The sequence below is a fragment of the Streptomyces sp. FH025 genome (genome assembly GCF_017427025.1).
Taxonomy (GTDB): domain Bacteria; phylum Actinomycetota; class Actinomycetes; order Streptomycetales; family Streptomycetaceae; genus Kitasatospora.
Window position 1 is genome coordinate 1 of sequence record NZ_JAFLNG010000246.1, and the last position, 10,071, is coordinate 10,071.

Annotated in this window: 9 protein-coding genes; 3 read left to right on the forward strand and 6 right to left on the reverse strand. The window is 72.9% G+C overall.

From position 1 onward, the window contains the following. The 6 genes from J0670_RS18620 to J0670_RS18640 form a co-directional block, all read right to left on the reverse strand. Positions 1-232, reverse strand: a 232-nt coding sequence (locus tag J0670_RS18620; RefSeq protein ID WP_207812747.1) for a hypothetical protein, incomplete at its 3' end; no start/stop codon positions are given. A 1-nt stretch (position 233) separates the two neighbouring features. Further along, a complete protein-coding gene (locus tag J0670_RS18625) occupies positions 234-2,429 on the reverse strand; it encodes a cysteine peptidase family C39 domain-containing protein (protein WP_207812748.1) in 2,196 nt (731 codons plus the stop codon). Next, complete coding sequence (locus J0670_RS18630; protein ID WP_207812749.1) at positions 2,429-3,229, reverse strand: HlyD family efflux transporter periplasmic adaptor subunit; 801 nt, start codon at positions 3,227-3,229, stop codon at positions 2,429-2,431. The genes J0670_RS18625 and J0670_RS18630 overlap by 1 nt, the downstream gene beginning before the upstream one ends. Positions 3,230-3,316: 87 nt before the next feature. Then, the gene (locus tag J0670_RS39965; protein WP_279383033.1) at positions 3,317-3,451 is read right to left on the reverse strand and encodes a hypothetical protein; all 135 of its coding nucleotides are present in this window, start codon (positions 3,449-3,451) and stop codon (positions 3,317-3,319) included. A 44-nt stretch (positions 3,452-3,495) separates the two neighbouring features. Then, on the reverse strand, positions 3,496-4,806 hold the full coding sequence (locus tag J0670_RS18635; RefSeq protein WP_207812750.1) for a JmjC domain-containing protein: 1,311 nt from the start codon (positions 4,804-4,806) through the stop codon (positions 3,496-3,498). A gap of 59 nt (positions 4,807-4,865) precedes the next feature. Continuing rightward, positions 4,866-6,104: a JmjC domain-containing protein gene (locus J0670_RS18640; RefSeq protein ID WP_207812751.1), complete on the reverse strand. Its 1,239-nt coding sequence runs from the start codon at positions 6,102-6,104 to the stop codon at positions 4,866-4,868. Positions 6,105-6,477: 373 nt separating this feature from the next. Between J0670_RS18640 and J0670_RS18645 the strand changes: the two genes are divergently transcribed. The 3 genes from J0670_RS18645 to J0670_RS18655 form a co-directional block, all read left to right on the forward strand. Continuing rightward, complete coding sequence (locus tag J0670_RS18645; protein WP_207812752.1) at positions 6,478-7,641, forward strand: hypothetical protein; 1,164 nt, start codon at positions 6,478-6,480, stop codon at positions 7,639-7,641. Positions 7,642-7,668: 27 nt separating this feature from the next. Then, entirely contained in the window at positions 7,669-8,922 is a 1,254-nt protein-coding gene (locus J0670_RS18650) for a YcaO-like family protein (RefSeq protein ID WP_207812753.1), read from the forward strand. A gap of 3 nt (positions 8,923-8,925) precedes the next feature. After that, a partial coding sequence (locus tag J0670_RS18655; RefSeq protein ID WP_243437200.1) for a TfuA-like protein occupies positions 8,926-10,071 on the forward strand: 1,146 nt, incomplete at its 3' end.

The window sequence follows — 10,071 nt, forward strand, 5'->3', positions numbered from 1 at the left end:
GTCCGGCGGCGGGGGCGGCCAGGACGGCACCGGGCCCCAGCCGGGCGAGGTGGTGCCAGGGGCCTCCCGTCCCCGCCGGGTCGGCTGCGAACAGGTCGGCGGATCCGGCCGCGACCAGCCACAGCACGCCGGTGGAGGTGAGGGTGAGGGGCCGCTGCCCGGCGGGTTCGCCGCGGCGGGCGAGGGAGGCCGCGGGGTCGGGGGATGCCGGTGCGGCGGTCCGGGATTCCATGTCAGCCCTCCTTGACCAGCCAGCTGTACAGCCCGCCGGCGGCGAGCAGTTCGTCGTGCGTGCCGCGTTCGCGCACCCGTCCGTCGTCGAAGACGATGATCTCGGCGCTGTCACGCACCGTGCTCAGCCGGTGGGCGATGACGACGACGGCGCAGCCGCGGCGGCGCAGCCGGTCGGTGACGACGGCTTCGGTCTCGGCGTCCAGGGCGCTGGTGGCCTCGTCCAGGACGAGCAGGCGGGGGTTGCGTACCAGCGCGCGGGCGATCTCCAGGCGCTGGCGTTCACCGCCGGAGAAGTTGCGGCCGTCCTCGGCCACCTGGCAGTGGATGCCGCCGGGGCGCGCGAGGACCGCGTCGAGGACGGCGGCGTCCCGCAGGGCGGCGACGACGTCCTCGTCCGGCACGGAGGGGTCCCACAAGGTGATGTTGTCCCGCAGGCTCGCCTCGAACAGCACGACGTCCTGCTCGACGGAGGCCACGCAGGAGGTCAGGGCCTGGTGCGGCACGTCGTCCAACGGGCGTCCGTCGAGGGTGACGGTGCCGCTCCAGGGCCGGTGCAGGCCCAGCACGAGGCGGGCGACGCTGGACTTGCCGCTGCCGGAGGCACCGACGAGCGCGACCTGCCGGCCGGGCCGCACGGTCAGCGACACGTCGTGCAGCAGTGGGGGCCGGGTCGGGTTGTAGCCGAAGCTGACACGGTCCAGGACCAGGTGACCGGTCAGCCGGTGCGGTGTGCCCTGCCCGTCGGACAGCGGGTCGGGCTCCGTGGGGGTGTCCCGCGCGTCCTCTGCGTCCTGCGGGGGAACGTCCTCCACGTCCCGGAGGCGAGCGACGAGGACGCCGAAGTCCTGGAGGCGGCCGACGGAAGCGGTCAGCTGGGCCAGCGGGACGCTGAAGCCGGTGACGAACACCTGGAAGGCCGCCAGCGCCCCGATGCTCAGCCGCCCGTGGGCCGCCTGCACCCCGCCGATCAGGAGCAGCAGGGCTCCGTTGACGGCGGCCACTGTCGGGGCGACCGCCATCAGGAGCGAGCCGACGGCGTCGACGCGCTGGCGCCTCGTCACCACCGTGGCCAGGGCGCTCGTCCAGCGCCGGAAGTTCTCGGCCTCGCCGCCGGTCGCCTTGAGCATCTCGATGAGCTGGAGGCTGTTGACGGTGGTCGTGAAGAGCCGGGTCTCGTCGGCCGCTAGCCGGGTGGCGCTGTCGGCACGGGCCCTGGCCGCCTGGCGCGCGGCGGCCAGGTTCACCAGGGACAGGGCCACGGTCACGCCGGTGAGCCAGGTGTCGTACGTCGCCAGCAGGGCGAGGTAGACCGCCGCCGTCAGGGCGTTGACGGCGAGGTTGGTGACGTCGGTGGACAGCACGGTGGCCACGTCGTCGTGGGAGGTCATGCGGCGGGTGAGGTCGGCGGTGCTGCGTCGGCCGTGGAAGGCGGTGGGCAACCGCAGCAGGTGCCGCAGGAAGTGCACCGAGGAACGGGTGGCGGCGACGAGGCGGACGCGCAGCACGAATCCCTGGCGCAGCGCGGTCACCCCCGCGGTGAGCAGCACCGTGGCGGCCATGAGGGCGAGGAAGAGGGCCTGGGGCTGGTCGCCGTGCGGCAGGACCAGGTCGACGAACCACCGGGTGAGCGCGGGCAGGGCGATGCCCGTGAGGGTGGTCAGCACACCGCAGAGCAGGATGAGCCACAACAGGGGAGCGGTGCCGGCGAGTCGTCCGTGCAGTCCGGCGAGCGGGCCGGGCCGGCGTCCGGCCCGCACGAAATCGCCGCCGGGGTTCATGGTCAGGGCGAGGCCGGTGAAGCTCTCGTCGAACTCCTCGGCCGAGACGCTGCGGCGGCCGGAGGCCGGGTCGTTCAGGTGGACCAGGTGCCTGCCGAAACGGCGGCTGAAGCCCTCGACGACGAGGAAGTGGTTGAACTGCCAGTACACGACGGTGGGTTGGCGCAGGGCAGCCAGCTGCCCGGGCTCCAGACGCCGTCCCTGGGCGTTCATGCCGTAGCTCCGGGCGGCCCTGACCAGGGCCGCGGCGGTGGCGCCGTCCCGCGAGACCCCGCACGCGATCCGCAGTTCCTCCAGTGGCACGTGGCGTCCGTGGTGTCCCAGCACGATGGCCAGGCTCGCGGCGCCGCACTCCGCGGCCTCCATCTGCTGGACGCGCGGGGTGCGAACCCGGCGGTGCCGCACGGCCGTCGGCATCAGGACACCACCAGGCTGACCGGCCTGACCGGCGGCAGGTCGATGGAGGCACTGACCAGGGTGCGGGTGTCGATCGGGTAGGGCGGCCCCTGCGGCGTGGACCAGCGGTAGCCGCTGACCGTGTTGCCGGGCAGGAGGCGCACGATGACCCGGACCGGCTCGCCCCGGGCCACGAAGTCGCCGGCGAGTTCGGGGTCGGCCAGGAAGGCCGCGAGCTGTCCTCGGCTCTGGGGGCGGGCCCCGACCTCCTGCACGGTGCCGCGCACCACGCCGTACTTCTGGTCGGGGACCGACAGCACCGCGAGGTCCACGTGCTGGCCGGGCCGGACGCGGGCGGCGTCGGCGGGCGGTAGGTAGAGGGCGGCTTCGAGCGGGGAACCGGCCGGACCCGGTTCGATCACGGCCAGGGTGTCGCGGACGGTCACCTCCCCGCCGACCACGGCCAGCACGGAGGCCATCCGGCCGGCCGAGGCCGCCCGCACCACGTGCGGCCCGTCGGCGCCCGCGACGGTGAAGAGCACGGTGCCGGGCGTGAACTCGGCGCCCTCGGGTACGGGGGCATCGACGATCTGGCCGGCCACCGGGCTGCGCAGGGTCGTGCTGCCGGCCGCGCGGGTCAGGACTCCGGGGGCGTGCACGGTCTGCGGCAGCGATCCGGCGCAGGCCCACACGGCGCCGCCCGCCACGAGGACGGTGGCCAGCGCGAGCAGCAGCACGCTGCGGGTGCCCGCGAGCACGACCGGGACATCCGACTCCTCGGCCCGGCCGAGTCTGGCCAGGGCGCGGCGACGGAACTCCATACGGGTGTGCACCTTTCGCTTGGCGGGTGCCCGGGCCGGCCGCGATCCGGCGGGAACCGGCCGTCGCCGGCCCGGGCACCTGGTCGATCAGGTGTTCAGCAGGCGCGGGATCGGCAGGGAGGCGCCGGAGACGTCCTCCAGCTCCTCCTCGGTGATGATGATCTCGGTCGCCGCGAGTTCGGCGTCCACGTCCTGGGCGGCATCGATGTCGTTCGCAGCCATGCCTTTTCCTTTCTCTCGAGACAGGAATGTCCTGGTCGGACGCCTCAAGGTTCGGACCGGCCTGATTCCGGGTCAACGGATTCCGGGAGATGTGACGGTAGGTCCCTCGGTGACCCGCGGCGTTCCGGTGCCGGCCGGCGGACGATGCCCGCGCGGTGGAGGGTGCGGACGAGCGTCACGGCCGCCTCCTCGGTGACGCCGGGGATGTCGCGGGCGCACCACGGGACTTGACCGCCCTGGCCCCACCGGGCCGCGAGGAAGCGGGCGGCGGGGCCCTGGAGCGTCAGGGACCGGTCGGCGAGGTCCAGCCGCAGCCGCCCACCGTCGCCGTGGACCATGTCGAACAGGCTCTCGGGGACCAGGACGACGAGGGTGTCGGCGTCGACGGCGGGGCCCAGGGCCGCGGCGACGGGAGCGACGTGCGGTTCGTGGTAGCCACCGCGCACCAGCCTGGCGACGCCGTCGGCGAAGGCGGCGCTGTCCACCCGGGCCAGCGCCTCGGTCAGTTCCCGCCGCACCTCGTCGGTCACTTCGGTCAGCCGACCGGTGTCGCGGGCCAGGCCCCACGGCAGTTCGGCGCGCAGTCCGGTGAACTCGCCCTTGCGGCTGCCCAGGTGGCGTACCAGCTGCTCGGCGAGCCAGTGCCGGGTGAGCATCGGCACGAACCCGATGGTGACGTGCACCGAGGGCTCGTCGGTGGCGGTGCCGCTGTGCAGCCAGCCGCGGGGGATCCACAGCACGTCGCCGGGGTGCAGGGTCACCTCCAGAGCGGCGGGCTCGTGCGCGAACCGCTCCAGTTGCGCGGCGGTGGGGCCGTTGTCGTGGTTGGTCTCGTGCGGTAGCGGGTCCGGGAAGGGCTGCTCGCGCACCCGCCAGGTCTTGCTGCCGACGGTCTGGACCAGCACGTTGCCGCGCTCGTCGAAGTGGTACGGGAAGCCGGTGTTGCCGGGCGGAGTCAGGAAGGCCGTGGCGGTGGTGGCCGTGCCGACTTCGTGGGCGAGGCCGCGGCAGAAGTCACCGACGGGCCGCCAGTACCTGTGGATGTTGTCCAGCACCAGGGTGGCGCCCTGGTCGAGCAGACCGGTCACCGCCCCGGGGCGCACGTGCCCGGCGAAGGACGGCTCCAGGGACCGCTCGCCCCAGGTGTAGTCGGCCGGCGGCACCTCCCGGCCACCGAGCACGATGCGCACGTCGGCCGCCGACACCCCGTCGCGCAGCAGCTCGTCGGTGCCCTCAAGGTCGAGCAGCCCGGCCAGTTCGCCTGCCGGCATCGACCACACCTGCGGAGTGGTGGGCGGGTCCGACAGGAACTCCTCGGGTGACGGCACGAGCTTCGCGAGTGCTCGGTAGCGCATGGTCCGGTCTCTCCGTTCCGGCGGGGAAGGCTGCGGTGGGTTGCTCGGGCAGTGCCGGGTCAGCCGGCGTCGGCGCGGCGCGCGACACCCAGCCGCAGCAGGGTCCGCACGAGGTCGAGGGCGGCGGCCTCGCCGGCGAGCGGCGCGATGTCGTGGGCGCACCACCGCTCCTCGCCGTCGGCGGACCACAGGTCTTCGATGCGGTCGGCGACGGCTCCGCGCAACGTGAGGGTGGTGCTGCCCAGGTGGAGGCGGAGCCGGCCGGCGTCAGCGCGCTCGACACCGGCGACCGCTTCAGGGACCAGGACGACGGGTGTCGTCGGGCCGGTGGGGTCCGCGGTCGCGGAGACCGTCGGTGTGCCGGGCGGCTCCAGGAAGTTCTTGCGGATGTCGCGCACCAGGGAGTCGGCCAGGCCCGCCGCGTCGACCAGGGGCAGGGCCTCGGCGAGTTCCTTGGCCACCTCGGCGAGGACGGCGGCCAGTTCGCCGGGGCTTCGCGTGATGCCCCAGGGCAGTTCCCGGCGGAAGCCGGCGAACTCCGGGCGCCGCTCGTCCAGTCGCTCGGCCAGCTTCCCGGCCAGCCAGTAGCGGGTGAGCATGGGGACGAAGCCGACGGCGACGTGCACGGAGGGTTCCCCGGTCGCGATCCCACTGTGCAGCCAGCCCCGCGGGATCCACAGCACGTCGCCCGGGCGCAGCGTGGTTTCCAGGGCGGGCGGCCGCTGCGCCAGGCGGGCGGATTCGGCCTCGTCGGGCCTGTTGCGGCGCAGCGTCTCGTGCGGCAGCGGGTCGGGGGCCGTCGCCTCGTGCACCCGCCACGTCTTGCTGCCCGAGGTCTGGATGAGCAGGTTGCCGCCCTCGTCGTGGTGGTAGGGGAAACCGGGCTGGTCGGCCGGGGTGATGAAGCCGGTGGCGGAGGCGGGCAGGCCCACCTCGTGGCCGAGCCGGCGGCAGAAGTCACCGACCGGTTCCCAGAAGCGGTGCAGCACGTCGAGGACGATCGTGGAGCCGTCACGCAGCAGCGTGCCGACGGCGCCGGGCCGGACCGTGTCGGCGAACGGCCGCTCGATGGGACGCTCCCCCCAGACGTACTCGGCCGGATCCACGCCCCTGCCGTCGCGCACGGCGCGGAAGGCGGCGGCCGGGACACCAGTGTGCAGCATCCGGTCGATACCGGCGTGGTCCAGCAGCCGGCGCAGGGGTTCCGGCGGCATCGACCAGACCTGGGGGCGCGTCGGCGGGTTCGCCACGAAGTCCTCGGGCGACGGGACGATCTGTGACAGGGCGGTGAACCGCACGGCATCCTCCTCGGGGTCGGTGGCCTGGGCCGGCAGCGGTTCCCCAGGCGCCGGGCGGCGGACCCCGCCGGGGCAGGCGGCCCGCTCCACAGCCCACACGCACCGGCACGATTCGACAACCGTCCCGGGGCACATCCTGTGGTGAAGTTCTCGGGTCCGGCGCGGACCGAGAAGTCACCGAAATCCCTGGGGCTGCGCCTTGCAGGGACACCGGTGCCTCTGGTCGACTCGGCGAGGTTCCCCCGATCGCAGTCGCAGTCGCAGTCGCAGTCGCAGTTCGCAGTTCGCAGTTCGCAGTTCGTCGCAGTTCTTCGCAGTTCACAGGACAGGACGTCGCAGGACCGGATACGGAAGGGCAGGGCCTGGCGCACTCATGAACGACGACCTGGTCGCCAACCCGCAGGTGACCCTGGAGGTGTTCCTCTCCGTTCGCAGACGCGGGCGGCCGGTGGAGCGCGTCAGGCTGACGGCCCCCGCCGAACTGGCCCTGCTGCCCGCGCTGTTGGCCGGGCAGCAGGCGACGCCGCAGGAGAAGCGCCAGGCGGCGGTGCGCCTGGGCCTGCTGCTGCCGCCGGACGAGGCCCCGGCCCGACTGGAGGAACTGCGGCTGCGCTGCGATGTCGACGAGGAGCTGCTCGCCCTGCTGCCGCCGCGGGCTGCCGGCCTTCCGGTGCCGGACGCCGCCGAGTTGCGGGTCAACCCCGATCTCCACGTCCAGTACGGCCCGGAGCTGCCGCAGGCCGTCGCCGCGGACGCACCCGAGGGCCACGCGGTCGTCTCGGGCCCGCGGGACTTCGCCGCCGAACGGCCCGTCGTCTGGCTGCGCGACGCCCGTTCGGGCACCGTGGTGCCCTGGTGGTGCGACGGCACCTGGGGCCCGGACCTGCGGCGGGTCGCCCTGGAGGGCGCGCCCCCCGCAGCGCTCTCCCGGGAGGCGCTGCGGGCCCTGTGGCTGGCGGGCGTGCTCGTGCCCCGCACCCCGCTGGGGCCGCCGGCGGCCCCAGCGGAGGAGAGCGGGGACGGGGTACTGGTCCTGCGCGGGGTGTTCCCCCCGCTGTTCGTGGCGGCGCTGCGGCGGCACTTCCGGCGGATGCGCCGGGAGGGCTGCTTCAGCACGGACCGCCAGCAGGTCCTCGACGGCCTGCGGGACGGCATGTACTGCGACGCCGTCACCCTGTTCGTGCAGCGGCAGCTCGCGCGGGCCGTCACCGCGTGGGCCGGCGAGCCGGTGCGGCCCTCGTACACCTGGGCGGTCACCTACCAGCCCGGGGCCGCCCTCGCGCCCCACCGGGACCGCCCGCAGTGCCGGTGGAACGTCTCGCTGTGCGTGGACGACGACCCGGCCGGCGCGGACCCGTGGCCGTTCCGCATCCGGACCGCCGACCGCCTGCACGAGGTCGCGCTCGGCATGGGCGACGCGGTCGTCTACAGCGGCACCGACGACGAGCACTGGCGCGACCCGCTGCCCGCCGGCCGTCACGTCACGATGTGCCTGCTGCACTACGTCGCCCCGGACTTCACCGGCCCACTGAACTGACCCCCGACCGCAGAACAGGAAGCCGACGTGCGCCAGGTAGCACCGGAAAGTCTCACGTCTCTCGGCCCCTCGTCGTTCGAGCACGGCACCGCGAGGACGGAGGCGGGGCATGTGAGGGACTTCGCCGAAACGTGGGAGTGGCTCGCGCCCTTGCTGCCCCGGGTTCCCATCACGCGGGTGTACGACCTGGCGCCCATCGACTTCATCGGCGTTCCGGTGTGGTCGGCCGTCACACCCTTGGCCAAGGACCTGGCCGTGAGCATGGGCAAGGGCGCCACGGCCCTCGCGGCGAAACTGAGCGCCGTCATGGAGGCGATTGAGCGGGTATCGGCCGAGGCCCTGCCGCCCGACCGGGTCGTCAGCGGGTCCTATCAGGACCTGGCCGCTTCCGGAGCGGTGGACCCGGCGGCGTTCAACCTCCCGTCCGACACGTCGTACCGGCCCGATGCGGTGTTCTCGTGGACGGGAGCGTACGACCTGATGGGGAAGGACCACAGGCTGGTGCCGACCGACCTCGTGCTGAATCCGGCGAGCGAGGGAGTCACCGCCCGGATCGAGACGAACGGGCTGGCGTCGGGGAACTCCTATGCGGAATCCGTGCTCCACGCGCTGTTCGAACTCATCGAGCGGGACGCCGTGTCCGAGGAGGATTTCTACACCGCCCATCACGACCCGGGGTTCTCTCCGCCCCGCCCGCTGAGGACCGTGGATCCGGCGACCGTGCCACCGGGAACCGCGCGGGACTTCATCGAGAAGTTGGGCGATCAGGGGCTGGTCGTGCGCATTCAGGAGATACCGAGCGCCATCGGTGTGCCGGTGTTCGGCGTGGTTCTCATCGACGACGACTTCTTCGGCTCCGCGGGCGAGTCGGTGACCTTCGGGGGGTACGGCGCCGACCTCGACCCCCAGCGCGCACTGGTCCGTGCCATCACCGAAGCCTGCCAAGCGCACAGTGGTGTCGCCGGCGGCGCTCGTGACGTGTTCGAGAGCATCCACTCGAAGCGGAGGCCCGCCGAGCAGAAGAGGCGGTCGGAGCTCTACTACGGCTCTCCGACCCTGGCGTTCCCCCAGGAGAGGAGCGGCTGCGACGACGTCCTGCAGGGCATCGAGGAGGTCGTCGGCCGGCTGCGCGCCGCGGGAACGGAGCACTGTCTGGTGACGGAAGTGACGCGCCCGGACCTCGGCGTACCCGTCGTCCGCGTTCTCGTGCCGGGTCTTGCCTGCTCCTACGGTGAGACCTCGCGAACCCCGACTCTCCGCATGCTCGGATCGGTGGTCTGAGTGATGAAGACGACTGTCTTCACCGGTCCTTCCCTGGCACCCGGCCAGGCCAGGGAGCTCCTGCCCGCCGCCGAGGTCCTGCCGCCCGCGAAGCGCGGAGACGTGTACCGGGCCAGGGAAGGAGGCAGCACCCGCATCCTCGTCATCGACGGCACCTTCGCGCACGAACTCCCTGTTTCGACGCGTGAGGTCGTGGACGTCGCCCAGGACGGTGCGCAGATCTTCGGCGCGTCCAGCATGGGGGCCATCCGGGCGGCGGAATGCTGGCCGGCAGGCGTGCGGGGCGTGGGTGCGGTCTACCGGATGTACCGGATGGGGCTGCTGGATTCGGACGACCCGGTGGCGGTCGCGACCGATCCCGACCGGGACTATTCGGCGGTCAGCGTCGCCCTGATCAACGTCCGCGCGGCCGTTCGGAGGCTGCGCGGACTCCGCCTGATCACGTCGTCACAGCAGGACGCGCTGATCCACGCCGCGACGGCGTTGTACTACCCCGACAGAACGTGGCGAATGATCCTCAAGAAAGCAGGAGTGGGAGATCCGGACGGGGCGATACGAGAAGCCTGTGCGGCCGTCGACATCAAGCGGGCCGATGCGCTGAGCGCTGTTCGCCTGCTGGCTGTTACGCCTGACCATGGCGAATTCGACGGCGTGGCCCGGACGCTCGACCGGGGGCCGCGGTACTTCTCTCACGATCCGCTGCTCGGCTACGACCGGCCACGGCTCGACACCGAGCTGCCCTGTTTCCTGGCCGGTAGCGGGCGGTACCGGAAGTACCTGCGGTGGCTGGTGGCCGACGAGCCGGAATTCGACGGCATCGCCGCGAAGGACTGCCCGAGGTCGCCGCGGAACCCGCTGGCCGAGAAAGCCCTCGCCCGCGTCTTTCAGGACCGGCGGGAGATCCCCCGTCGCCTCATGGAGAAGGTCGCCTCATTCGGGCAGTTCGAGACCGAGGTGATGCTGTGGCACGCGGTCCTTCGGCTGGAGGCTCACAAGCTCGGCCACGGCGCCGAGGTGACCCCTGATCACGAACAGCAGGTCCGGGGGAGTGTCGCGCGACTCCACGGGTACCAGACGTGGGAGTCGCTCGAAGCGGACCTGCGGGACGGGAACCTCCCCAGCGGCATCCCCTTCGAGTGGGTCGAAGAA